Source organism: Streptomyces sp. enrichment culture, assembly GCF_964272895.1.
In the GTDB taxonomy this organism is placed as follows: domain Bacteria; phylum Actinomycetota; class Actinomycetes; order Streptomycetales; family Streptomycetaceae; genus Streptomyces.
This window is the reverse complement of sequence record NZ_OZ186832.1, coordinates 1510301-1532313: the sequence shown is the minus strand read 5'-3', so window position 1 is coordinate 1532313 and position 22013 is coordinate 1510301. Positions and strand designations below refer to the sequence as shown.

At 73.1% G+C, this 22013-nt stretch carries 23 protein-coding genes; 10 read left to right on the top strand and 13 right to left on the bottom strand.

Annotated features, from left to right (window positions below; genetic code table 11):
* Positions 1 to 154: 154 nt before the first annotated feature.
* Together ACSU6M_RS06955 and ACSU6M_RS06950 are read left to right on the top strand one after the other, a co-directional pair.
* Positions 155 to 1543, top strand: coding sequence for an aldehyde dehydrogenase family protein (locus ACSU6M_RS06955; protein WP_437067937.1), 1389 nt, complete (start codon positions 155 to 157; stop codon positions 1541 to 1543).
* A 14-nt stretch (positions 1544 to 1557) separates the two neighbouring features.
* Positions 1558 to 2640: a Zn-dependent alcohol dehydrogenase gene (locus ACSU6M_RS06950; RefSeq protein WP_437067935.1), complete on the top strand. Its 1083-nt coding sequence runs from the start codon at positions 1558 to 1560 to the stop codon at positions 2638 to 2640.
* A gap of 41 nt (positions 2641 to 2681) precedes the next feature.
* Here the strand turns inward: ACSU6M_RS06950 and ACSU6M_RS06945 are convergent, their stop codons facing one another.
* Genes ACSU6M_RS06945 through ACSU6M_RS06935 form a run of 3 tightly spaced genes read right to left on the bottom strand, consistent with a single transcriptional unit; the run spans position 2682 to position 4991 of the window.
* A complete protein-coding gene (locus ACSU6M_RS06945) occupies positions 2682 to 3605 on the bottom strand; it encodes a DMT family transporter (RefSeq protein ID WP_437067934.1) in 924 nt (307 codons plus the stop codon).
* Complete coding sequence (locus ACSU6M_RS06940; RefSeq protein ID WP_437067933.1) at positions 3602 to 4312, bottom strand: ArsR/SmtB family transcription factor; 711 nt, start codon at positions 4310 to 4312, stop codon at positions 3602 to 3604. Before ACSU6M_RS06940 ends, ACSU6M_RS06945 begins: the two co-directional genes overlap by 4 nt.
* A gap of 43 nt (positions 4313 to 4355) precedes the next feature.
* Positions 4356 to 4991, bottom strand: coding sequence for a TetR/AcrR family transcriptional regulator (locus tag ACSU6M_RS06935; RefSeq protein WP_437067931.1), 636 nt, complete (start codon positions 4989 to 4991; stop codon positions 4356 to 4358).
* A gap of 115 nt (positions 4992 to 5106) precedes the next feature.
* Here ACSU6M_RS06935 and ACSU6M_RS06930 point away from each other — a divergent pair, with 115 nt between their 5' ends.
* The 3 genes from ACSU6M_RS06930 (at position 5107) to ACSU6M_RS06920 (ending at position 7284) form a co-directional block, all read left to right on the top strand.
* Positions 5107 to 6258: an acyl-CoA dehydrogenase family protein gene (locus ACSU6M_RS06930; RefSeq protein ID WP_437067929.1), complete on the top strand. Its 1152-nt coding sequence runs from the start codon at positions 5107 to 5109 to the stop codon at positions 6256 to 6258.
* Between the two features lie 59 nt (positions 6259 to 6317).
* On the top strand, positions 6318 to 6563 hold the full coding sequence (locus ACSU6M_RS06925; RefSeq protein ID WP_437067928.1) for a YiaA/YiaB family inner membrane protein: 246 nt from the start codon (positions 6318 to 6320) through the stop codon (positions 6561 to 6563).
* 94 nt (positions 6564 to 6657) lie between these two features.
* Entirely contained in the window at positions 6658 to 7284 is a 627-nt protein-coding gene (locus tag ACSU6M_RS06920; protein WP_437067927.1) for a TetR/AcrR family transcriptional regulator, read from the top strand.
* A gap of 70 nt (positions 7285 to 7354) precedes the next feature.
* Here the strand turns inward: ACSU6M_RS06920 and ACSU6M_RS06915 are convergent, their stop codons facing one another.
* A complete protein-coding gene (locus ACSU6M_RS06915; RefSeq protein ID WP_437067926.1) occupies positions 7355 to 7816 on the bottom strand; it encodes a MaoC family dehydratase in 462 nt (153 codons plus the stop codon).
* Positions 7817 to 7938: 122 nt separating this feature from the next.
* On the opposite strand from ACSU6M_RS06915, the gene soxR reads away from it, so the two are divergent.
* Positions 7939 to 8484 carry a redox-sensitive transcriptional activator SoxR gene (gene soxR, locus ACSU6M_RS06910; RefSeq protein ID WP_437067925.1) on the top strand — a complete coding sequence of 182 codons (546 nt, stop codon included), beginning with the start codon at positions 7939 to 7941 and terminating at the stop codon, positions 8482 to 8484.
* Positions 8485 to 8775: 291 nt separating this feature from the next.
* Complete coding sequence (locus ACSU6M_RS06905) at positions 8776 to 9528, top strand: hypothetical protein (protein WP_437067924.1); 753 nt, start codon at positions 8776 to 8778, stop codon at positions 9526 to 9528.
* A gap of 189 nt (positions 9529 to 9717) precedes the next feature.
* Here the strand turns inward: ACSU6M_RS06905 and ACSU6M_RS06900 are convergent, their stop codons facing one another.
* Complete coding sequence (locus ACSU6M_RS06900) at positions 9718 to 10323, bottom strand: hypothetical protein (RefSeq protein WP_437067923.1); 606 nt, start codon at positions 10321 to 10323, stop codon at positions 9718 to 9720.
* A gap of 258 nt (positions 10324 to 10581) precedes the next feature.
* On the opposite strand from ACSU6M_RS06900, the gene ACSU6M_RS06895 reads away from it, so the two are divergent.
* Positions 10582 to 13368, top strand: a complete 2787-nt coding sequence (locus ACSU6M_RS06895) for a penicillin acylase family protein (protein ID WP_437067922.1) — start codon at positions 10582 to 10584, stop codon at positions 13366 to 13368.
* Positions 13369 to 13385: 17 nt separating this feature from the next.
* On the opposite strand, the gene ACSU6M_RS06890 is transcribed toward ACSU6M_RS06895, so the two are convergent.
* Positions 13386 to 14657: a serine-threonine protein kinase gene (locus tag ACSU6M_RS06890; protein ID WP_437067920.1), complete on the bottom strand. Its 1272-nt coding sequence runs from the start codon at positions 14655 to 14657 to the stop codon at positions 13386 to 13388.
* Between the two features lie 79 nt (positions 14658 to 14736).
* Complete coding sequence (locus tag ACSU6M_RS06885; protein WP_437067919.1) at positions 14737 to 15984, bottom strand: exo-beta-N-acetylmuramidase NamZ family protein; 1248 nt, start codon at positions 15982 to 15984, stop codon at positions 14737 to 14739.
* A gap of 311 nt (positions 15985 to 16295) precedes the next feature.
* Between ACSU6M_RS06885 and ACSU6M_RS06880 the strand changes: the two genes are divergently transcribed.
* Together ACSU6M_RS06880 and ACSU6M_RS06875 are read left to right on the top strand one after the other, a co-directional pair.
* On the top strand, positions 16296 to 17060 hold the full coding sequence (locus ACSU6M_RS06880) for an SDR family oxidoreductase (RefSeq protein WP_437067917.1): 765 nt from the start codon (positions 16296 to 16298) through the stop codon (positions 17058 to 17060).
* Between the two features lie 86 nt (positions 17061 to 17146).
* Positions 17147 to 17740, top strand: coding sequence for a TetR/AcrR family transcriptional regulator (locus ACSU6M_RS06875; protein ID WP_437067916.1), 594 nt, complete (start codon positions 17147 to 17149; stop codon positions 17738 to 17740).
* 101 nt (positions 17741 to 17841) lie between these two features.
* On the opposite strand, the gene ACSU6M_RS06870 is transcribed toward ACSU6M_RS06875, so the two are convergent.
* From ACSU6M_RS06870 to ACSU6M_RS06845, 6 genes are all read right to left on the bottom strand, one after another.
* Positions 17842 to 19056, bottom strand: a complete 1215-nt coding sequence (locus ACSU6M_RS06870) for an acyl-CoA dehydrogenase (RefSeq protein WP_437067915.1) — start codon at positions 19054 to 19056, stop codon at positions 17842 to 17844.
* 6 nt (positions 19057 to 19062) lie between these two features.
* A complete protein-coding gene (locus tag ACSU6M_RS06865; RefSeq protein WP_437067914.1) occupies positions 19063 to 20085 on the bottom strand; it encodes a phosphotransferase family protein in 1023 nt (340 codons plus the stop codon).
* A 188-nt stretch (positions 20086 to 20273) separates the two neighbouring features.
* On the bottom strand, positions 20274 to 20570 hold the full coding sequence (locus ACSU6M_RS06860) for a hypothetical protein (RefSeq protein WP_437067913.1): 297 nt from the start codon (positions 20568 to 20570) through the stop codon (positions 20274 to 20276).
* Positions 20571 to 20762: 192 nt separating this feature from the next.
* Positions 20763 to 21086: a DUF202 domain-containing protein gene (locus ACSU6M_RS06855; protein WP_437067911.1), complete on the bottom strand. Its 324-nt coding sequence runs from the start codon at positions 21084 to 21086 to the stop codon at positions 20763 to 20765.
* The gene (locus tag ACSU6M_RS06850; RefSeq protein ID WP_437067910.1) at positions 21083 to 21475 is read right to left on the bottom strand and encodes a YidH family protein; all 393 of its coding nucleotides are present in this window, start codon (positions 21473 to 21475) and stop codon (positions 21083 to 21085) included. The genes ACSU6M_RS06855 and ACSU6M_RS06850 overlap by 4 nt, the downstream gene beginning before the upstream one ends.
* A 10-nt stretch (positions 21476 to 21485) precedes the next feature.
* Positions 21486 to 21989, bottom strand: coding sequence for an NUDIX hydrolase (locus ACSU6M_RS06845; protein ID WP_437067909.1), 504 nt, complete (start codon positions 21987 to 21989; stop codon positions 21486 to 21488).
* Positions 21990 to 22013 lie beyond the last annotated feature (24 nt).

Genomic DNA, 22013 nt, shown 5'->3' with positions numbered 1-22013 from the left:
AGCTCACACCCCCCGCGGGGCCAACCTCACACCCGCTCGCCCCCCTCTCCCGGCGCCCCCTCGCGTAGCCTCTCGGCCGGGATGCCTCTGGCGCGGAAAAACTATCGCCGCTAGTTTGGCTGGCGGACGTCGCCGTGATCTCGGGAGGTAGGCCATGAAGGCCCAGGACGGCATGTACATCGACGGCGCCTGGCGCCCCGCCGCGGGCCAGGGTGTGATCGACGTGGTGAACCCGGCGGACGAGCAGATCGTCGCCAAGGTCCCCGCGGGCACGGCCGAGGACGTGGACGCCGCCGTGCGGGCCGCCCGCGCCGCCCTGCCCGGCTGGGCGGCCACGCCCCCCGCCGCCCGCGCCGAGCGGCTCGCCGCCCTGCGGGACGCGCTGGTGGCACGCAAGGACGAGATCGCCGAGACGGTCACCACCGAGCTCGGCTCGCCCCTGGCCTTCTCGCAGAACGTGCACGTGGGCGCCCCGCTCGCGGTCGCGAGCTCCTACGTCGAGCTGGCGGGGACGTACGCCTTCGTGGAGAAGGTCGGCAACTCCACCGTCTACAGCGAGCCCGTCGGCGTGGTCGCCGCGATCACCCCCTGGAACTACCCCCTCCACCAGATCGTCGCCAAGGTCGCCCCCGCCCTCGCGGCGGGCTGCACGATCGTCCTCAAGCCCGCCGAGGACACCCCGCTGACCGCCCAGCTCTTCGCCGAGGCGTGCCACGAGGCGGGCGTCCCCGCGGGGGTGTTCAACCTCGTCACCGGCCTCGGCCCGGTCGCGGGGCAGGCCCTCGCCGAGCACCCGGACGTCGACCTGGTCTCCTTCACCGGCTCCACGGCCGTGGGCCGGCGCATCGGCGCCCTCGCGGGCGGCGCCGTCAAGCGCGTCGCCCTGGAGCTCGGCGGCAAGTCCGCCAACGTGATCCTGCCGAGCGCCGACCTCGCCAAGGCCGTGAACGTCGGCGTCGCCAACGTGATGGCCAACTCCGGCCAGACGTGCAGCGCCTGGACCCGCATGCTCGTGCACACCTCCCGCTACGACGAGGCCGTCGAGCTCGCCGCGGCGGCCGCCGCCAAGTACGGCGACCGCATCGGCCCGCTGGTCAACGCCAAGCAGCGGGAACGGGTACGCGGCTACATCGACCAGGGCGTGGCCGAGGGCGCCCGCCTGGTCGCCGGCGGCTCCGAACCGCCGCGCGAGCAGGGGTACTACGTCAGCCCCACCGTCTTCGCCGACGTGACCCCGGACATGACCGTCGCCCAGGAGGAGATCTTCGGCCCGGTCCTGTCGATCCTCCGCTACGAGGACGAGGAGGAGGCCCTGCGCATCGCCAACGGCACGGTCTACGGCCTCGCCGGTGCCGTGTGGGCCGGCGACGAGGCCGAGGCGGTCGCCTTCGCCCGCCGGATGGACACCGGCCAGGTCGACATCAACGGCGGCCGCTTCAACCCCCTCGCCCCCTTCGGCGGTTACAAGCAGTCGGGCGTCGGCCGCGAGCTCGGCACGCACGGCCTCGCCGAGTACCTGCAGACCAAGTCCCTCCAGTTCTAGGAGAGTTGCCCGTCATGGCCGTCCGTGCCGCTGTACTGCCCGCCATCGGTGCCCCGCTGGAGATCACCGGCATCGACCTGCCCGACCCCGGCCCCGGCCAGGTCCGCGTCCGTCTCGCCGCCGCCGGTGTCTGCCACTCCGACCTGTCGCTGTCCAACGGCACCATGCGCGTCCCCGTCCCCGCCGTCCTCGGCCACGAGGGTGCCGGCACGGTCGTCGCCGTGGGCGAGGGCGTCACCCATGTCGCCCCCGGCGACGACGTCGTCCTCAACTGGGCGCCCTCCTGCGGCCGTTGCCACGCCTGCTCGCTCGGTGAGGTCTGGCTGTGCGCCCACGCCCTGACCGGCGTGGCCGACGTCTACGCCCGCACCGCCGACGGCACCGACCTGCACCCCGGTCTGAACGTCGCCGCGTTCGCCGAGGAGACCGTCGTCTCCGCCGCCTGCGCCCTGCCCGCCCCCGCGGGAATCCCCCTCACCGACGCCGCCCTCCTCGGCTGCGCGGTGCTCACCGGCTACGGCGCCGTCCACCACTCCGCCCGCGTCCGCGAGGGCGAGACGGTCGCCGTGTTCGGCGTCGGGGGAGTGGGCCTGGCCGCCCTGCAGGCCGCCCGGATCGCGGGCGCGTCGCGGATCGTCGCCGTCGACGTCTCCCCGGCCAAGGAGGAGCTGGCCCGCACCGCGGGAGCCACCGACTACGTCGTCGCCTCCGAGGACACCCCGCGCGAGATCCGCGCCCTCACCGGCAAGCAGGGCGTCGACGTGGCCGTCGAGTGCGTGGGCCGTGCGGTGACCATCCGGGCCGCCTGGGAGTCCACCCGGCGCGGCGGCCGCACCACCGTCGTCGGCATCGGCGGCAAGGACCAGCAGGTCACCTTCAACGCCCTGGAGATCTTCCACTGGGGCCGCACCCTCTCCGGCTGCGTCTACGGCAACACCGACCCCGCCCGCGACCTGCCGGTCCTCGCCGAGCACGCCCGCGCGGGCCGACTGGACCTCGCCTCCCTGGTCACCGAACGGATCGCCCTGGACGGCATCCCGGCGGCCTTCGAGAACATGCTGGCCGGCAAGGGCGGACGGGCCCTGGTCGTCTTCTGACGGCCCTGCCACCCGTCAAGGGGCTTGCCGGCGGAGCGCGTTCACGCCGAGACGTCGGCACGCCGGGGCCGCGGCCGGCGTGCCGCGGCCCGCGGCCGGGAGCGCGACACCGCCACGCCCGCCAGACACAGCGCCCCGCCCGCCAGTGTGAGCATCCCCGGCACCTCGCCGAGCGCCACCCACGACATCACGACCACCAGCGCGGGCACGGCGTACGTGGTCGCCCCCATCTTCCCGGCGCTCGTCCGGGCCAGGGCGTAGGCCCAGGTGGTGAAGGCGAGCGCGGTCGGGAACACGCCCAGATAGACCATGTTGAGGGTGGCCCCCGCGGGCGCCTCGCCCGCCTCCCGCACCAGCTGTCCCGCGAACGGCAGACACAGCACCGCCCCGGTGGCACATCCGAACGTCGTCACCTGCAGCGCACTCGCCCGGCCCAGCGCCGGCTTCTGCGCGACCACACCGCCGGCGTACCCGACCGCCGCGAGCAGGCACAGCACCACCCCGAGCACCGAGGACCCGCCGTCCCCCGACATCGACAGCCCCACGGCCGCCGCCCCGGCGAACGACACCGCCATCCCCGCGACCAGCCGCGGCGGCACCGCGTCCCCGAGCACGCGGGAGGCCAGCAGGGCGATGAGGATCGGCCCGATGTTCACCACGAGCGCGGCGGTCCCGGCGTCCACCTGCTGCTCGCCCCAGTTGAGCAGGACCATGTACAGCCCGAACCACAGCACCCCGGACAGGGCGATGCCCCGCCAGGCGCTCCGGGGCGGCAGCCCCTCCCGCCGTACGGCGCACAGGACCCCGAGGACGAGCGCCCCGGCGAGCAGCCGCCCGAGCGCCAGGGCGCCCGGCGAGTAGGCGGCCCCCGCACTGCGGATGGACACGAAGGCGGACGCCCACAGCACCACGGTGACGCACGCGGCCCCGGCCGCCAGAAGGTCGGTACGACGCGGTCGGTTCACCTGAGGATCCCGCTTTCCACTCCGAGCAGGTCGCCGAACGCCCGCTCCCCCTCGTCGGTCACTGTCACGGCGCGCGCGGACCCGATCCGCACGCACCACCCCGCCGCCAGCGCGTGCCGGCACAGCGCCGCCCCGGCCGCCCCGGCGAGGTGGGGCCGACGCTCCGTCCAGTCCAGGCACCCCCGCGCCAGCGGCCGCCGCCCGCCCCGGTCCAGGGCGATGCCGGCCGCGCCGAACCACGCCAGCCCGGCGTCGGTGAGCGCGAACCCGGCGTCCTGGTCGAGCAGTCCGCGGGAGGTGAACGCGTCGGTGAGCGTGATGCCGAGGCGCCCGGCGAAGTGGTCGTAGCAGGTGCGGCCGCGGGCCATGGCCGAACCGGCGCCTGCCTCGCGCAGATTCCGCGGCCGGGCCTTCGCCCCGGCGTCCACCCGCGCGGCGAGGTCCTCCACCAGCTGCGCGGTCTCGGCCGAGGCCAGCCGCACATACCGGTGCCGGCCCTGCCGCTCCTCCGTCAGCAGCCCGCCGGCGACCAGCCTGCCCAGGTGCTCGCTCACCGTGGACGCGGCGACGCCCGCGTGCCGCGCCAGCTCACCGGCCGTCCAGGCCCGCCCGTCCAGCAGTGCCAGCAGGCAGGCGGCCCGTGTCTCGTCGGCGAACAGCGAGGCGAGGGCGGCCAGCCCGGCCGCCACGGGATCTCTCGTGCTCATGGGCCCAGCATGGGCCACGAACGCTTCGGTCCCCGCCGAAATATCAGCCGCCCACCTGCTCGTACTGCCGCTCCAGCCCGTCCAGCAACGCGGTCAGCCCGGTCTCGAAGGCCCGTTCGTCGATCTTCTCCTGGAGCTCGGAGAGCAGATGCGCCTGCCCCAGATGCGGATAGTCGGCGGGATCGTACGCACTCGCGTCGTCCACGAAGCCGCCTGCGAAGGACCCCAGCGCGGACCCCATGATGAAGTACCGCATCAGCGCGCCGATGGACGTGGCCTGCGGCGGTGGCCACCCGGCCTCGACCATCGCCCCGTAGACCGCGTCGGCGAGCCGCAGCGCGGCGGGCCGGCGGCCGGGGCCGCGGGCGAGGACGGGGACGATGTTCGGGTGGTCGCGCAGTGCGGCCCGGTAGGAGACGGCCCAGTCGTGCAGCGCGGTCCGCCAGTCCCGTCCGTCCTCGAACATCGACAGATCGACCTGGGCGCTCACCGAGTCGGCGACGGCCTCCAGGATCTCGTCCTTGGTCCGGAAGTGGTTGTAGAGGGACGGCCCGCTCACCCCCAGTTCCGCGGCGAGCCGGCGCGTGGAGACGGCCGCCAGGCCCTCCGCGTCGACGAGTTCCCGGGCCGCTTCCACGATGCGGTCGGTGCTCAGCAGGGGCTTGCGCGGTCGGGCCATGGCGCACATAGTAGGGCTGCGACCGGAAACTAGCAGTGCTAATTTAAACGTACGGCATTCAAGATCCGTCCGTGTCCGGCCTTCGTCCTGTCCGTTCTCTGTGGGGTGACTCGGCATGAACCTGGAGCTCAGCGAGGAGCAGACCGCCGTCCGGCGGCTGGCCCGGGACTTCGTGGAGCGCGAGATCGCCCCGCACGTCACCGCCTGGGACCGCGCGGAGGAGGTCGACCGCGGCATCGTGAAGAAGCTCGGCGAGGTCGGCTTCCTGGGCCTGACGATCGACGAGGAGTACGGCGGCTCCGGCGGCGACCACCTCGCGTACTGCCTGGTCACCGAGGAACTCGGCCGCGGCGACTCCTCCGTGCGCGGCATCGTCTCCGTCTCCCTCGGCCTGGTCGCCAAGACGATCGCGGCGTGGGGGAGCGAGGAGCAGAAGCGGCGCTGGCTGCCGGGGCTGACCTCCGGCGCGTCCATCGGCTGCTTCGGCCTCACCGAGCCGGGCACCGGCTCCGACGCGGGGAACCTGACCACCCGCGCGGTCCGCGACGGCGGCGACTACGTCATCAGCGGCACCAAGATGTTCATCACCAACGGCACCTGGGCCGACGTCGTCCTGCTCTTCGCCCGCTCCACCGACGCCCCCGGCCACAAGGGCGTCTCCGCCTTCCTGATCCCCGCGGACACGCCCGGACTGACCCGCCGTCCGATCCACGGCAAGCTCGGCCTGCGCGGGCAGGCCACCGCCGAACTGGTCCTCGAGGACGTGCGGGTGCCCGCCTGCGCCCTGCTCGGCGAGGAGGGCAAGGGCTTCTCCGTCGCCATGTCCGCCCTCGCCAAGGGCCGGATGTCGGTGGCGGCCGGCTGCGTCGGCATCGCCCAGGCCGCCCTGGACGCGGCGGTGCGCCACGCCGGCGAGCGCGAGCAGTTCGGCCGGCCCATCGCCCACCACCAGCTCGTCCAGGAACTGCTCAGCGACATCGCCCTCGACGTCGACGCCGCCCGCCTGCTGACCTGGCGGGTCGCCGACCTCGTCGACCGCGGGCAGCCGTTCGCCGTGGAGTCCTCCAAGGCCAAGCTGTTCGCCTCCGAGGCCGCCGTCCGCGCCGCCAACAACGCCCTTCAGGTCTTCGGCGGTTACGGCTACATCGACGAGTACCCGGTCGGCAAACTCCTGCGCGACGCGCGGGTGATGACCCTCTACGAGGGCACCAGCCAGATCCAGAAGCTGCTCATCGGCCGTGCGCTGACGGGGGTTTCGGCGTTCTGAGTACCGCCTGAGTATCCGTGCGGATGCGGCGGGATCCGCGTCCGCCGATGCTTGTGCCCATGAGTGAGTCACCGGACAAGTCGCAGAACACCGCCGCCTTCTACGGTCAGGCCGTCGCGTCCTTCGCCGTCGCCATGGCCGCCACCGCCATCGGCATCTACCAGCTGGAGGCCGACGCCTGGGTCCGCGCCTTCCTGGCGATCGCCGTGCTCTACCTCGTCACCTCCGCCTTCACCCTGGCCAAGGTCATCCGCGACCGGCAGGAGGCGGGGCGCCCCTCCTACCACCCCCTGGAACGCCTCTGACACCGTTCGGAGCAGCCGCCGGCGCCTGCTCTAAGCGGCCGCTCACCCGCGGGGGTATGGTGGTGCCCCTGTGAGCGAGAGGGGCGAGAAAGCGATGAGTACGGCGGAGGAGACGACCGGCGGCGAGCCGCAGGCGTGGGACGAGGTCACGCCCGACGCGGCCCGGCGACTGCTCGTGGCCGCGGTGGAAGCCTTCGCCGAGCGTGGGTACCACGCCACGACCACCCGCGACATCGCCGGCCGCGCGGGCATGAGCCCGGCCGCGCTCTACATCCACTACAAGACCAAGGAAGAGCTGCTCCACCGGATCAGCCGCATCGGCCACGAGAAGGCCCTGGAGATCCTGCGCGCCGCGTCCGCCCGCGAGGGCACCGCCACCGAGCGGCTCGCCGACGCCGTCAGCTCCTTCGTCCGCTGGCACGCCGGCGGCCGAACGACCGCCCGGGTCGTCCAGTACGAGCTCGACTCGCTCGGCCCCGACGCCCGCGCCGAGATCCTCGCACTGCGCCGCCAGGTCGACGGCGAGGTGCGCGGGATCATCGAGGACGGCGTGGCCTCCGGCGAGTTCGACGTGATCGACGTGCAGGGCACCACCCTCGCCGTGCTCTCCCTGTGCATCGACGTGGCCCGCTGGTTCAACGTGGACGGCCCGCGCACCCCCGACGAGGTCGGCGCGCTCTACGCCGACCTCGTGCTGCGGATGGTGGGCGCGGGCAAGTAGCCCGGCCCCCGGCGGGCCGCGGCCCCGGGCTGCCGGAGGTGGCGGGTCCGGCGGTCGGAGGCAGGGGCGGTCAGAGGTAGTAGCGGGCCACCGACTCGGCCACGCACACCGGCTTGTCGCCGCCCTCGCGCTCCACCACGAACGCGGTGGTCACCTGCACACCGCCGGGGACGTCCTTCACGCCGCTGATCGTCGCGGTGGCGCGCAGCCGGGAGCCCACCGGCACGGGCGCGGGGAAACGGACCTTGTTGGTGCCGTAGTTGACGCCCATCTTCACGCCCTCGACGCCGATCAGCTGCGGGCCGAACAGCGGCAGCAGCGACAGGGTCAGATAGCCGTGCGCGATGGTGGTGCCGAACGGCCCCGCCGCGGCCCTCTCCGGGTCGACGTGGATCCACTGGTGGTCGCCGGTGGCCTCGGCGAACTGGTCGATCCGCTTCTGGTCGATCTCCAGCCAGTCGGTGTACCCCAGCTGCTCGCCCACCGCCGCCTTGAGCTCGTCCACCGACGTGAAGATCCTCGGCTCCGCCATGTTCGTCCCGACCTTCCCTGCGTCTCGCACGGTCACCCTGTCTAAGCAACTGCTTAGCATGGTCGGGTCCGGGCCCCCTGTCAACGGACCGTCCGCCCACCGGCCTCTGTAGGGTTCGATGAGTGCCCCAGATTCCAGAGAAGATCCACGAGCTCACGGTCGGCCAGCTCTCCGCGCGCAGCGGCGCGGCCGTCTCCGCCCTGCACTTCTACGAGTCCAAGGGCCTGATCAGCAGCCGCCGCACATCCGGCAACCAGCGCCGCTACAGCCGTGACGCCCTGCGCCGCGTCGCCTTCGTCCGGGCCGCACAGCGCGTCGGCATCCCGCTGGCCACGATCAGGGACGCCCTCGCCGAACTCCCCGAGGAACGCACTCCCACCCGCGAGGACTGGGCCCGCCTCTCCGAGGCGTGGCGCTCCGAGCTGGACGAGCGCATCAAGCAGCTCAACCGGCTGCGCGACCACCTCACCGACTGCATCGGCTGCGGCTGCCTCTCCCTGGACACCTGCGCCCTCTCCAACCCCGACGACGCCTTCGGCGCCCGCCTCGCCGGCTCCCGCCTGATGTCCGAACGCCCACCCAAGGACGCCCCCCGGCGCCCGCCCGCCCCGCGCGAGCCCGACCCGGACCCCTGCACCGCGCCCCTGGAACCGGACCAGTGCTGCTAGCACTCCGTCGCACCCCACCCCCGCACCGGCCACACCCTTATGCCCGCCGGGGGCGCCGACGACGGACCTTCCTCGGCCACGGGTCGTCGGTGGTGACGCGCCTCCGCGAATGGCGTGGTCCGTACCCCCGGAGTCCTGGCCGGCCGGAGTCCAGTCCTGGCCGGCCGCCTTCGGGGGCGGCCCCGTACGCCCCGTGGACCGCCCCGCTGGCAGCGCCCCCGTGGCCCTGGTAGCGTCGCGATCTTCGGCCGGCCCGGTGCCGTGCGCGGAGTCCTGACGGGACGTACGCCCATGACGTCACCCGCCCTCGTCCGGGCCCTGGACGGAATCGACGCGGTCTTCGGTGGCTTCGCCAACCCGGAGGAGTCCGGGTGCGGTTACTGCCACGGACGCGAGACCGAGTATCTGCGCACCCCGTCCGTCGCGCTGCCGCCCGACGCGCTGAGCATGTTCCTGTACGAGGCGCCTGGGCACTTCGACGACCATGTGACCGTCATGCGCCGCCTCCTCCCGCAGGGAGCGCGGGCCCTGGCCGACGGCACGCTGGAGGCCATCGCCCACTCCGGGCACGGTCTGGCCCGCGTGGACTGGCGGTCCTGGCCGGCCGAGCAGTCCGCCGCCGTCGAGGCGTTCCTGCACGCCTGGTGGCAGGACGCCGTCACGACGCCCGAACCCCCGTACGCCGTCGAGGACATCTTCGACACCTGCGTCACGATCGCCCGGACCGTGAGGCCCTTCCTCGGCGCCTGGCCCCACGGCACCGTCCCCGACGCCCACCTCGCCCACTGCGCCGGCGTATGGCTGCGCGCACTGCTCGGCGACACCACGCCGTTCCGCTGGTGGTACGACGAGACCGCCGAGCGCGGTCTGGCCGAGCTGCGCGCCTGGCTGTCCGGCCCCGGCGCCGCCCGACTCCGCGCCCAGGGCGCGACCGGCCTCGCCGCCCGCGCCGAGCTGCTCACCCCGGCCCGCCCCGGCAGAACGGGGGTGCGGCATCCCCAGCGCACCCCCACACGCCGTGACGGACGGGCCCCCGCGCCCTGACGGCGTCACCTCGCTCCGTGCCCGGCCCCGTCCCCGTGCCCCCGAGTCCAGGTCCCCGTGACTCATGTCGCCGAGCCCCTCGTCACCGTGACCCAGCCGCCACGAGCCCCGCGTCCCCCGTGCCCGCGCGACCCGCGTCCCCCGCAAGCCCGTACCCCCGAAAAGCCCGTGCCCGGGCACGCGCCCCCGTCAGGCCGAGATCAGCAGCCGCTGTTCCAGCCGCGCCCCCGCCAGCGCCTCCGGCGTCAGCACCGGCCGCGGCACGAGGATCCCGCACTCCACACAGACCGGCCCGGACGAAGGCTCGTGGGCCAGCTCGTACTTCCAGACCAGGCGCTCCCCGTCGCACACCGGGCAGCTCACCCCCGGCTCGCGCTCCAGCGCCGCGATGAGCCGCCGCAGCACCTCGGCCAGCGGCTCACGGGGATGGACCCGGGGATCGTCGCACCAGGCGACGCCGAAGCCGCCCCAGGTCATCCGGTGCCAGTCGTCCACACTGCTCGGCCTGCGCAGCCCGTCGTGCTTCTCCTTCTTGCGGCGCTCGGCGAACTCGACCTCATAGGCGAGCCACACCGCCCGCGCCTCCTCCAGCTCCTCCAGCGCGGCCACCAGCCGCGCCGGATCCGGGGACCTGTCCTCCGGGCCGAAACCGGCCCGGGAGCACAGATGGTCCCAGGTCGCTCTGTGCCCGTAGGGGGCGAACCGCTCCAGGCACTTGCGCAGCGAATAACGCCGTAGCGCCAGATCGCACCGCGGATCACGTACCTGTCTCGCGAGACTCCGGAAACCGGCCATCGCCCTGCACCTCCGTCACACCTGTATCCGCACTTCGGTCACTTCGGCGTCGTCGTACGGGGCCGTCGTACGCACGTCTCCGAATAGACGTGTCGATACACGATTCGGCTCCCCTCGGATGCCGCTCCGGCTCCGCCTTGACGCAATCCCGACCCCCCGTCCGGCTCCGACCGGCTCGGAAATCTGACGCATGTTCATCTTCGAACCCGGGGATAACCGCCGGTAACGCACGGCCCCATCCCGTCGGTAGGAGCAGCCATGCCACGGCTCACCCCACGCAACCTGCTCGACAGAATGAGAACTCCCCGCGCGACCCCCGAGTTCCTGAAGACGGCGTCCGTATGCGCCCTCATCGCCGGACTTTTGTCCCCGCTCTCCCCGGCGGCGGCCGCACCCCCCGCCCCGGCGGCCGTCGCCGACCACTGCGGCGCCCGGTGCTCGGACATCCTGCCGCCCGGCCAGAACGGCAACGCCACCCTGGCCCAGATCCTCCTCAACCAGGCATTCGGTACCAAGCCCGCCCACTCCGCGGACCAACTGGGCCCCTACGCCGCACTCGCCACCGGCTACCCCGCCCTCACCGAGGCCACGCTCAGCACCTTCTTCAGCGACGCCTCCTTCGGCGTCCCCGCCGACCAGGTCGCCTCCACGGTCCGCCCCGCCGGACGCACCGACGTCACGATCGTGCGCGACAAGAAGACCGGGGTGCCGCACATCACCGGCACCACCCGCTACGGGACCGAGTTCGGCGCCGGGTACGCGGCGGCCGAGGACCGGCTGTGGCTGATGGACGTCTTCCGGCACGTCGGACGCGGCCGGCTGACCTCCTTCGCGGGCGGCGCCCCCGCCAACCAGGGCCTGGAGCAGCAGTTCTGGCGCAACGCCCCCTACACCGAGGCCGAACTCCAGGCGCAGATCGAGGGTGCCGCCGCCCGCGGCGGCGCACGCGGCCGGCAGGCCCTCGCCGACGTGAACGCCTACATCGACGGCATCAACGCCTATATCGACGCCTCCGACAGCGGCCGCTACTTCCCCGGCGAGTACGTCCTGACCGGACACAAGGACTCGGTCACCAACGCCGGCACCATCGAGCACTTCACCCCCGCCGACCTGGTCGCCCTGGCCTCCGTCATCGGCGCCCTGTTCGGCTCCGGAGGCGGCGGCGAGGTGCACAACGCCCTGTCCCTGCTGGCCGCGCAGCAGCGCTACGGCGTCGCCGAGGGCACCAGGGTGTGGGAGTCGTTCCGGATGAGGAACGACCCCGAGGCGGTCCTCACCCAGCGCACCGGCAGTTTCCCCTACGCCGGCCGGCCCGCGACCCCGCAGGGCCTCGCCCTGCCCGACGCCGGCTCACTGGTCCGTGAGCCCCTGGTGTACGACCGCACCGGCAGCGCAGCCACGGCGGCGGCCGGCAGCACCTCCGAGGCCGCCGCGAAGGCGGCCGTGAGCTCCGCCCGGCGCGGGATGTCCAACGCCCTCGTCGTCAGCGGCGAGCACACGGCGAGCGGTCACCCCATCGCGGTGTTCGGCCCCCAGACCGGCTACTTCGCGCCCCAGCTGCTGATGCTCCAGGAGATCCAGGGCCCCGGCCTGAGCGCCCGCGGCGCCTCCTTCGCGGGCCTGAGCATGTACGTCGAACTGGGCCGCGGCCAGGACTACGCCTGGAGCGCCACCACCTCGGGCCAGGACGTCATCGACACCTACGCCGTCGAGCTGTGCCGGGACGACTTCCACTACCTCCTCCGGGGCGTCTGCACCCCGATGGAGAAGGTCGAGCGCAAGAACGCCTGGAAACCCACCACCGCCGACCCGACCCCCGCCGGTTCGTACACCATGCGGGCCTGGCGCACCGCGTACGGCCCGGTCGAGTACCGCGCGACCGTGGACGGCAGGAAAGTCGCCTACACCACCCTGCGCTCCTCCTTCCTGCGCGAGGTCGACTCCGTCATCGGCTTCCAGATGCTCAACGATCCGGGCCATGTGAAAGATCCCGCGTCCTTCCGCAGCGCGGTGGAGCGCATCAACTACACCTTCAACTGGTTCTACGCCGACTCCGAGCACACCGCGTACTACAACAGCGGTGACAACCCGGTGCGCGCGCAGGACGTGGACGCCGACTTCCCGGTGTGGGCGCGGCAGCCCTACGAATGGCGGAACTGGAACCCCGCGACCAACGCGGCCGACTACACACCACCGTCCGCCCACCCGCACTCGGTCGACCAGGACTACTACATCTCCTGGAACAACAAGCAGGCCGCCGACTACGCCGCCGCGCCCTGGGGAGAGGGCTCCGTCCATCGCGGGAACCTCCTCGACGACCGGGTGGGACGGCTGGTCGCCGCGGGCGGGGTGACCCGTACCGCCCTGGTGAAGGCGATGGCCGAGGCCGGCCTGACCGATCTGCGGGCCGAGGGCGTGGTACCGGACCTGCTGAAGGTGGTCACGAGCGCGCCGGTGAGCGACCCGACGGCCGCGGCCGCCGTGTCCAAGCTCCAGGCGTGGCTGGCGGCGGGCGGCCGGCGTGCGGAGACGTCCGCGGGGTCACGGGCGTACGCCCACGCGGACGCGATCCGCATCCTGGACGCCTGGTGGCCGCTGCTGGTCAGGGCCGAGTTCGAACCCGGACTCGGCAGCGGCCTGTACACCGCCCTGACCGCGAACCTCCCCGTCGACGAGTCACCGTCCGCCTCCCACGGCCCGACCGGCGCCCACGCCGGCAGCGCCTTCCAGTACGGGTGGTGGAGCTATGTCGACAAGGACATCAGGGCGGTGCTCGGCGAGCCGGTGCGCGGCCCGCTGGCCCGCGCGTACTGCGGCGGCGGCAGCCTCACCGCCTGCCGGGACGTCCTGCTGACCACCCTCAAGGAGGCGGCGGGCCGTACGGCCGCCCAGGTCTACCCCGGCGACGACAGCTGCGCGGCGGGCGACCAGTGGTGCGCCGACGCGATCGTCCACCGCACGCTGGGCGGCATCAGACACGACCGGATCGGCTGGCAGAACCGGCCGACGTACCAGCAGGTCGTGGAGTTCACCTCGCACAGGTGAGCGCAGGCGGCGGGCCGTCATCCGATGCGGCCCGCCGCCGTCACCACCTGCGCCAGCTCCCGGTGCACGATGTCGCTGTGCGCCCCGGCCGGCGGCCCACCGCGCCGCACCACGGACGCCACGTCGACGTTCACGCACCCGGAGGCGGGGATCCGGCCCGCCGCCGCGTCCCGCAGCGGGCACGCGCGCGTGCCCGGCACGGCCTGGATCCCGCCGTAGCCCAGCGCGCCCCACCTGCGGCCGAGCGAGCCGATGCCGAAGCCGGCGGCGACGCCGCGGTCGTCGCCCGCCATCCGCGAGGCCAGCGGATAGAACGTGCGCAGGGCCGTGTCGTGCCGCGAGTGGCAGCACACCAGCGGGCCGTCGATCCGCCGCTGCAGGCCGTGCAGCACACCGGCCGCGCGCGGGTCGTGCGGCAGCGCCGGCGCGAACGCGTAGTGGGAGAAGGCCCCTTGGAGCAGGGTCACGGACTTCACCGGCCGCACCCCGTCCGGCAGCCCGCGCAGCGCGAACGCCACCAGCCGGGCGCCGAAACTGTGCCCGACCAGATGGACCCGCACCTCGGGAGCGGTCGCGGCGAGCCGGGCGAGCACCCGGCCGAGCCCCCGCTCGCCGACCTTTCCCGACCGCCGTTTCATCGCGTGGTACGCCGCCTGCCGCAGCACCTCGTGCGCCCCGTCCCACGGGTCGGGGAACGAGAAGGACTCCGCCTCGGGGGCCAGCGCCCGCGCGAAGTCCTCGCACACCTCGGCGACGGGCGCCGCGAACAACGCGGGCTCACCTTCGGCGCCGGTGTCCGCGGCGAACCCCTGCGCCGCCGCGTCCTCGGCCAGCAGCCGCGCCAGCCGCCCGAACTCCTCCAGCGCCGCCTCGCTGCGGGGCTGCGCGTCCAGCAGCCGCGCCAGCTCGTCGACGACCGTGGCGCGTCCGGGGAACGTCTCCACCAGGGCGCGCCGGGTGTCCTTGTCCAGCGCCGGCCGCTCCGCCGCCAGGGTGCGCGGGAAGTCGGGGATCGGCTCGTCGGAGAACCGCATCGACGGCCACACCACCCCCGCGTAGCCCAGCGCGGCACCCGGCGCGAGCGCCGGGAACGGCTCGAAGAAGCGGCTGTACAGCCGGGTCGAGGTCGACCGGTCGCTGTTCCAGCCGTGCGCGAAGACCACCAGCTCGCGCACCCCGCGCCGGGCCACCTCGCCGAGGAACCGGTCCCGGCGACGCGGGTCGGGGTCCCCGTCCGCGTCGAAGGTCAGCTCCCAGTAGGGCGTGACGCTCATCGCCGTGTCTGCCATGCCGAACCCCCTCGTCCCGCGGACCACGCACGGTGTGGCGCATCGTCCTGCCGACGGGGCCGCTTGGCCATACGTCACGTCACCGGTACAGCAGATACTCCTGCCGCGTCCGCCGGAACGCCGCCAGCTCCTCCTGCCAGCCCGCCACCACCTCGTCGGCGTCGGCCCCCGCATTGATCGCGGTGCGCACCCAGGTGGAGCCGGTGAGCTTGTCGATCCAGTTGTCGGCGCGCCAGGCGAAGCCGCTCCAGGTCCGCTTCGCCGTCACCAGCAGGGCGATGCCGGTGCGCACCGGGTCGTACGCGGCGCGGTCGTGGACGTGGATCTGCACGCCGCCGACGGTCCTGCCCTGGAACTTGGAGAAGGTGGGCGCGAAGTACGCCTCCCTGAACCGCACGCCCGGCAACCCGAGTTCGTTCGCCGCGGCCGCCCAGCGCCCGTCCAGGCCCTCCGCGCCGAGAAGTTCGAAGGGGCGGGTGGTGCCGCGGCCCTCGGAGAGGTTGGTGCCCTCGAAGAGACAGGTCCCGGAGTACACCAGCGCGGTGTCGGGCGTGGGCATGTTGGGGCTCGGCGGCACCCAGGGCAGCCCGGAGGCGTCGTGGAACTCCGACCGCCGCCAGCCGGTCATCTCCACCGTCTCCAGCGGCACCGGGGCGGTCAGGAATTCCCCGTTGAACAGCAGTGCCAGCTCGGCCACCGTCATCCCGTGGGCCTGCGAGATGGGCTGCCGGCCGATGAACGTCGCGAACTCCTTGTGCAGCACCGGCCCTTCGGCGGACCGCCCGGTGACGGGGTTGGGCCGGTCGAGCACGACGAACCGCTTCCCCGCGAGGCGGGACGCGTCCATGCAGTCGTAGAGAGTCCAGATGTACGTGTAGAAGCGGGCACCGACGTCCTGGATGTCGAAGACGACCGTGTCCACCCCGGAGGCGGTGAAGATGTCCGCCAGCGGCTGACCGCTCTTGAGGTAGGTGTCGTAGACCGGCAGTCCCGTCGCGGGGTCGTCGTAGCGGCCCTCGGAGCCGCCCGCCTGCGCGGTGCCGCGGAAGCCGTGCTCGGGGCCGAAGACGGCGGTGAGGTTCACCCGGTCGTCGGCGTGCATGACGTCGACGATGTGCCGCGCGTCGCGCGTGACGCCGGTCGGGTTGGTGACGACGCCGACCTTCTGGCCGTCCAGCAGGGCGTACCCGTCCGCGGCCAGCCGCTCGAACCCGGTCCGCAGGCGCCGGCCCCCGCCGGGGGGTGACGTGGGAGCCGCTGCCGCGGGTGCCGCCGACGCGGCGACGGCGGCCGTCGTGGCGAGCAGGCTTCGTCTGGACAGCTTCATGCGGTGACCTCCGGGGTGCGGGCGGGTGTCATGCCCACGAGACGCTAGCGCGGGGCGGTCCCCTGGGGAACAAGGCCGACCGGGAGCGTCCGGGTGAGGGGGTTTCGTTGCGGGGTGCGGGTCATGGGTTGCTCGTCGCGCAGTTCCCCGCGCCGCTGAGGTAGGACAAGTGCACGTAGTTGAGGTGCGCGAGCAACCCACCACCGGGCCGCACCCGGCGACGAACAGGACACCCCTTCCTCTCCACATACCGACCGGTTAGTCTGGCACCCCGGCAAGCCGTCGCAGACGCCCGCGCCCGAAGGAGACCGATGGTGGAAGCCCTGCAAGACGCCCGAGTCGTCGTCACCGGAGCCGGAGGCGGCATCGGCGCCGCCCTCGCCCGCCGCTTCGCCGCCGAAGGCGCCCGCGTCGCCGTGAACGACCTCGACGCGGCCAAGGCCGAGGCGGTCGCCGCGGAGATCGGCGGCATCGCGGTGCCCGGCGACGCCTCCGCCATCGTGGAGGCCGCCCGCGACGCGCTCGGCGGCGGCATCGACGTGTACTGCGCCAACGCCGGCGTCGCCTCGGGCGGTTCGGAGGCCGCCGACGAGGACGTGTGGGCGCTCGCCTGGGACGTGAACGTCATGGCCCACGTCCGCGCGGCCCGCGCCCTGCTCCCGGAGTGGCTGGAGCGCGGCCACGGCCGCTTCGTCTCCACCGTCTCCGCCGCCGGCCTGCTCACCATGATCGGCGCCGCCCCCTACAGCGTCACCAAGCACGGCGCCTACGCCTTCGCCGAGTGGCTGTCGCTCACGTACCGCCACCGCGGTGTGAAGGTCCACGCCATCTGCCCCCAGGGCGTGCGCACCGACATGCTCGACGCCACCGGCAGCGCCGGCGACCTGGTCCTCGTCCCCACCGCGATCGCACCGGACGACGTGGCCGACGCGTTGTTCAAGGGCATCGAGGACAACCGCTTCCTGATCCTGCCGCACCCCGAGGTGGCCGCCTACTACCAGGCCCGCGCCACCGACCCGGACCGCTGGCTGGGCGGTATGAACCGGGTCCAGCGCACATGGGAGTCCGGCGCCTGAGCGGTCCGTGGGAAGATCTCCCGTCAGGAATCGCCTCCCACGGCCCACGACCGGGAGGCACACGAACGGAAAGGCAGGTGGCAGCAGTGGCCAGGACGACGGACGGGGACGGTACGCCTGTGCCGCAGCGGCTCCTGGCCGCCGCCACCCGACTCTTCGCCGAGCAGGGCTACGACCGCACCTCCGTGCAGGAGATCGTGGAGGCGGCCGGGGTCACCAAGGGCGCGCTCTACCACTACTTCGGCTCCAAGGACGACCTCCTGCACGAGGTCTACGCGCGCGTGCTGCGCCTCCAGCAGGAACGCCTGGACGCCTTCGCGAACGCCGATGCGCCGGTCGACCAGCGCCTGCGGGACGCGGCGGCCGACGTCGTCGTCACCACCATCGAGAACCTCGACGACGCGTCGATCTTCTTCCGCTCCATGCACCACCTCAGCCCGGAGAAGAACAAGCAGGTCCGCGCCGAGCGCCGCCGCTACCACGAACGCTTCCGCGCCCTCATCGAGGAGGGCCAGGAGGCGGGCGTGTTCTCCAGGGCGACCCCGGCCGACCTGGTGGTGGACTACCACTTCGGCTCCGTCCACCACCTGTCGACCTGGTACCGCCCCGACGGCCCGATGACCCCCCAGGAGGTCGCCGACCACCTCGCCGACCTGCTGCTGCGCGCCCTGCGCCCGTAGCGGCACGGACGCGGGGGTACCGGCGCACGGGTGCGGGCGCACGCGTGACGGCGCACGGGTAAGGGGCGGCCACTATGGGTGGCCGCCCCTTACCCATGCCGTCACAGGTACTTCTTCAGCTCCCGCCGCGCCAGCGACCGCTGGTGCACCTCGTCCGGGCCGTCCGCCAGCATCAGCGTCCGGGCCGCCGCGTACAGCTCCGCCAGCGGGAAGTCCTGGCTGACCCCGCCCGCCCCGTGCAGCTGGATCGCCCGGTCGATGATGTCCACCACCGCGCGCGGAGTGGCGATCTTGATGGCCTGGATCTCGGTGTGGGCGCCCTTGTTGCCCACGGTGTCCATCAGCCAGGCCGTCTTCAGCACCAGCAGCCGCAGCTGCTCCACGCTCACCCGGGCGTCGGCGATCCAGTTCTGCACCACGCCCTGCTGGGCCAGCGGCCTGCCGAACGCCGTACGGGACACCGCCCGCCTGCACATCAGCTCGATCGCCCGCTCGGCCATGCCGATCAGCCGCATGCAGTGATGGATGCGCCCCGGCCCGAGCCGGGCCTGGGCGATGGCGAAGCCGCCGCCCTCCTCGCCGATCAGGTTTGTCACCGGCACGCGCGCGTGGTCGAAGACCACCTCGGCGTGACCGCCGTGGTAGTGGTCCTCGTACCCGAACACCTGCATGGCCCGCTTCACCGTGACTCCGGGGGTGTCGCGCGGCACGAGCACCATGGACTGCTGGCGGCGGATGTCCTCGCCGTCCGGGTCCGTCTTGCCCATCACGATGAAGATCTGGCAGTCCGGGTTCATCGCGCCGGAGATGTACCACTTGCGGCCGGTGATGACGTACTCGTCGCCGTCCCGCTCGATGTGCGTGGTGATGTTGGTGGCGTCCGAGGAGGCCACCTCCGGCTCGGTCATCGCGAACGCGGAGCGGATCTCACCCGCCAGCAGCGGCTCCAGCCACTGCTTCTTCTGCCGCTCGTCGCCGAACTGGTGCAGCACCTCCATGTTGCCGGTGTCCGGCGCCGCGCAGTTCAGCGCGGTCGGCGCCAGCTGCGGGGAGCGGCCGGTGATCTCGGCCAGCGGGGCGTACTGGAGGTTGGTGAGCCCGGCGCCGTACTCGCTGTCCGGCAGGAACAGGTTCCACAGGCCCTGCCGGCGGGCCTCGGCCTTCAGCTCCTCGACCACGGCCGGGGTGTCCCACGGCGAGGCCAGCGCGGCACGCTGCTCCTCCGCGACCGCCTCGGCCGGGTAGACGTACTCGTCCATGAAGGCGAGCAGCTTGGCGCGCAGCTCCTGGGTGCGCCCGTCGAACGCGAAGTCCATGTCCCGTCAGCCTTCCTGAAGAGTGGTCAGACCGTGCTGGATGAAGACCGGCACCAGATCGCCGATGCGGTCGAAGCCGCGGCCGACCGTCTGGCCCAGCGTGTAGCGGTAGTGGATGCCCTCCAGGATCACGGCGAGTTTGAACCAGGCGAACGCCGTGTACCAGGAGACCGCGGAGACGTCCCGCCCCGAGCGGGCGGCGTACCGCTCGATCAGCTCGGCGGGGGAGGGGTGCCCGGCGGCGGTGGCGGTGGTGCTGACCGGCGAGTCGGGCAGCCCCAGCGGCTCGCTGTACATCACCAGCAGCCCGAGGTCGGTCAGCGGGTCGCCGAGGGTCGACATCTCCCAGTCGAGGATCGCCCTGATCCGGTCGTCGTCGCCGATCAGGACGTTGTCCAGCCGGTAGTCGCCGTGCACGACGGTCGCCGCGGGGGAGACGGGCAGCGCCCGGCCGAGCGCGGCGTGCAGCTCGTCGATGCCGGCCAGGTCGCGGTTGCGGGAGGCGTCCAGCTGCTTGCCCCAGCGGCGCAGCTGACGGTCCAGGAAGCCCTCGGGCCGCCCGAAGTCACCGAGGCCCACCGCCTCGGGGTCCACCGAGTGCAGCTCCACCAGCGTGTCCACCAGGGCCAGCACCGCGCCGCGGGTGCGCTCGGGGCCCAGCGGGGCCAGCTGCTCGGCGGTGCGGTACGGAGTGCCGGGCACGAACTCCATGACGTAGAACGGCGCCCCCAGCACCTCCTCGTCCTCGCACAGCAGCACCGGGGCGGGCACCGGCACGTCCGTCGGGTGCAGCGCGCTGATCACGCGGTGCTCGCGCTTCATGTCGTGCGCGGTGGCCAGCACATGGCCGAGCGGGGGGCGGCGTACGACCCACTTCGAGGAGCCGTCCGAGACCTCGTAGGTCAGGTTCGACCGTCCGCCCTCGATCAGCCGGCCGGTCAGAGGGCCCCGCGCGAGCCCGGGCCGCTCGCGCTCCAGCAGACCGCGCAGCCGGTCCAGGTCGAGTCCAGGCGGGTGGTCGGCAGCCATCGTCGCTCCTACGTGCGTGTGAACGGGACGGCACTCATCATGCCGACCGGTCGGTATGCCGTCCAGTGCGGGGAGCGAACGTGATGGGAACCACGATAGGCCGACGGCTCCCGGCGCAGTAGCGCGAGGAGCCGTCCGGAGGTGCTTTTCGGCCGGTCAGGGGCCGGTCCACGGCGGTCGGAACCGGTTCAGTGGTCGTCCCAGTGGCCGTCGTGGGCGGCGTGGCGGTGGCCGTCGTGCAGATAGTCGACGTGGTCGCCGTGCAGGACGCTGGCGTGGCCGCAGTCCTCGCCGTGCCGGTGGTCGTGGCCCTCGTGGGGGGTGTGGCCGGCCGCTTCGCATTCGTCCCAGTGGCCGCCGTGCTCGCGGTGGAGGTGGCCGTTGTGGGCGTAGTCGACGTGGTCGCCGTGCGGGACCGGCGTGTGGCCGCAGTCCTGGCCGTGGGTGTGGGCGTGGCTGGCGTGTTCCTGGTGTGGGGTGGTCATGCTGCCGACCTTCGGGTTGGGGGTGGGCAAACGGGAGCATATCGGGCGGCTCGGTTGTGTGCCCGTCTTCTGGAGACCGGGTGTCCAGAAGACGGGCGCCCAGAACCCGCGCGCCCGGAACCCGCGCGCCCGGAACCCCGCCCCGGCGCCCGGAACCCCGGCCCCCAGCGCTCCCGCGCCCACAGCCCCCGTCTAGATCACCAGCGCCGCCCCGCACACCGCCAGCCCCACCACGCACAGCGTCGCGGCCGCGGCCTGGGGGGAGGTCAGTGTCCGGGGGCGGCCGGGAGCCGACAGGGCGCGGATGCGGCGGTGGGCGACCAGCAGGAAGCCCAGCCACAGCAGACCGCACAGGGCGCAGGCGAGGGCGGCGGACGCCGGGACGCCACCGTGCAGCGCCGTCCGTACGGCGAGCACGGCGGCGACGGTGGACGCCAGCGTCGTACGCCGCCACGCCAGCCGGGTCCGCTCGGGCTGCAACCCCGGGTCCCGCTCGGCGACGGGCGGCCCGCTCACCCCTCCCACCCGACGAGCACCACGACCACCATCGCCAGCGCCACGACCGCCACGACCAGGCTCAGCAGCGCCGGGAAGCGGGAGGCCGGCAGGTCCTCGCCCCGCCGCATCGCCCGCTCGCAGCGCACCCAGTGGTTCACCGCCCGCAGCGAGCACAGCACCCCGGCCCCGAGGAGCGCCAGCGCCAGTCCGACGCGCCAGCCCCAGCGCAGGTCCGGCAGGAACTGGTCCACCGCGAAACCGCCGCCGATCAGGGCGAGGGCGGTGCGCAGCCAGGCGAGGAAGGTGCGTTCGTTGGCCAGCGAGAAGCGGTAGTCGGGGGTGTCGCCCTCCGCGCGGATCCGCTCGGGTGCGAACCACATCCGGACGTTGCGCACGAGTTCGATCACACAGCCGACCTTAGTGGTGGGCGATGAGCCGCTCGTACGCCGCGAGGCCGTCCGGGACCCATTCCCACTCCGGCAGCCGTGCGCGCAGTTCGTCGTCCGTGAGGAAGGTGTGCCAGGCGACCTCCTCGGGCTGCGGGTGCACCGGCAGGTCGCAGCGGACCTCGTAGACGGCCGACCACCAGCTGTGGCCGCGCCCGTCGTCGTAGAGGAACTTGAAGAGGAACCGCGGCTTCGGCAGGCCGGTCACGCCGAGTTCCTCCTCGGCCTCCCGCAGGGCCGCGTCGTCGTAGGACTCGCCGGCGCCCACGACTCCGCCGACGAACATGTCGTAGAGGGAGGGGTAGACCAGCTTGTCCGAGGTGCGGCGGTGGACGAAGACGCGGTCGTGCGCGTCCCTGGCCTGGATGAAGACGCAGCGGTGGCGGAGCCCGCCGGCGTAGACCTCGCGGCGGGGGAGCCGGCCGATGACCTGGTCGTTCTCGTCGACTACGTCGAGGATCTCGTCTGCGCTCATGGGGGGCATCCAAGCAGACGGGGG

Excerpts from the sequence above, each read along its gene's own strand:
- ACSU6M_RS06935 (WP_437067931.1), bottom strand. The coding sequence starts at position 4,991 with ATGGCCCGACCGCGCAAGCCCCTGCTGAGCACCGACCGCATCGTGGAA.
- ACSU6M_RS06940 (WP_437067933.1), bottom strand. The coding sequence starts at position 4,312 with ATGAGCACGAGAGATCCCGTGGCGGCCGGGCTGGCCGCCCTCGCCTCG.
- ACSU6M_RS06955 (WP_437067937.1), top strand. The coding sequence starts at position 155 with ATGAAGGCCCAGGACGGCATGTACATCGACGGCGCCTGGCGCCCCGCC.
- ACSU6M_RS06890 (WP_437067920.1), bottom strand. The coding sequence starts at position 14,657 with ATGGCAGACACGGCGATGAGCGTCACGCCCTACTGGGAGCTGACCTTC.
- ACSU6M_RS06900 (WP_437067923.1), bottom strand. The coding sequence starts at position 10,323 with ATGGCCGGTTTCCGGAGTCTCGCGAGACAGGTACGTGATCCGCGGTGC.
- ACSU6M_RS06860 (WP_437067913.1), bottom strand. The coding sequence starts at position 20,570 with ATGACCACCCCACACCAGGAACACGCCAGCCACGCCCACACCCACGGC.
- ACSU6M_RS06870 (WP_437067915.1), bottom strand. The coding sequence starts at position 19,056 with ATGGACTTCGCGTTCGACGGGCGCACCCAGGAGCTGCGCGCCAAGCTG.
- ACSU6M_RS06880 (WP_437067917.1), top strand. The coding sequence starts at position 16,296 with ATGGTGGAAGCCCTGCAAGACGCCCGAGTCGTCGTCACCGGAGCCGGA.
- ACSU6M_RS06925 (WP_437067928.1), top strand. The coding sequence starts at position 6,318 with ATGAGTGAGTCACCGGACAAGTCGCAGAACACCGCCGCCTTCTACGGT.
- ACSU6M_RS06930 (WP_437067929.1), top strand. The coding sequence starts at position 5,107 with ATGAACCTGGAGCTCAGCGAGGAGCAGACCGCCGTCCGGCGGCTGGCC.
- ACSU6M_RS06905 (WP_437067924.1), top strand. The coding sequence starts at position 8,776 with ATGACGTCACCCGCCCTCGTCCGGGCCCTGGACGGAATCGACGCGGTC.
- ACSU6M_RS06920 (WP_437067927.1), top strand. The coding sequence starts at position 6,658 with ATGAGTACGGCGGAGGAGACGACCGGCGGCGAGCCGCAGGCGTGGGAC.
- ACSU6M_RS06865 (WP_437067914.1), bottom strand. The coding sequence starts at position 20,085 with ATGGCTGCCGACCACCCGCCTGGACTCGACCTGGACCGGCTGCGCGGT.
- ACSU6M_RS06915 (WP_437067926.1), bottom strand. The coding sequence starts at position 7,816 with ATGGCGGAGCCGAGGATCTTCACGTCGGTGGACGAGCTCAAGGCGGCG.
- ACSU6M_RS06950 (WP_437067935.1), top strand. The coding sequence starts at position 1,558 with ATGGCCGTCCGTGCCGCTGTACTGCCCGCCATCGGTGCCCCGCTGGAG.
- ACSU6M_RS06895 (WP_437067922.1), top strand. The coding sequence starts at position 10,582 with ATGCCACGGCTCACCCCACGCAACCTGCTCGACAGAATGAGAACTCCC.
- ACSU6M_RS06885 (WP_437067919.1), bottom strand. The coding sequence starts at position 15,984 with ATGAAGCTGTCCAGACGAAGCCTGCTCGCCACGACGGCCGCCGTCGCC.
- ACSU6M_RS06845 (WP_437067909.1), bottom strand. The coding sequence starts at position 21,989 with ATGAGCGCAGACGAGATCCTCGACGTAGTCGACGAGAACGACCAGGTC.